The following is a 366-nucleotide window of genomic DNA, read 5'->3' as shown; positions in this document are numbered from 1 at the left end:
GTCTGCGGATGGTCCTTTCGTGCTCCTGGATTTCGATGATGACGGGCTGCGGTTGGCGGTCGTCGACCCGCGCGCGGAGGTCGTGGTGGCCCAGCGGTGCAGTCCGGAGATTCGTCCGCACATGCTCGATCGGATGCTCGCCGATCATCTGATCGATACCGGTCGGGTGGATGAGCCGACGGGTTCGGTGTGGACGGTGGAGTTGTTGGATCTCGCGGCGCGGGGGCGGGCGCGGCTGGCGGAGTCGGACAGTACGTTTCTGTTGGGTCGCGATCATGTGCGGTATTTCCGTGTCGCTCAGCGGGATCTCGATGAGGCGACGACGCGTCTGGCTGCGGAGGTGGCGCGGCGGTGTGCGGAGATCGC

At 66.1% G+C, this 366-nt stretch carries 1 pseudogene; it reads left to right on the top strand.

Annotated features, from left to right (window positions below):
• Window positions 1-19 precede the first annotated feature (19 nt).
• Window positions 20-366: pseudogene (locus tag GORHZ_RS29320) on the top strand (hypothetical protein); the annotation flags it as partial.

The organism is Gordonia rhizosphera NBRC 16068 (assembly GCF_000298195.1).
In the GTDB taxonomy this organism is placed as follows: Bacteria; Actinomycetota; Actinomycetes; order Mycobacteriales; family Mycobacteriaceae; genus Gordonia; species Gordonia rhizosphera.
Note: the sequence above shows the minus strand (reverse complement) of the source record. Positions and strands in the feature narration are given on the sequence as shown.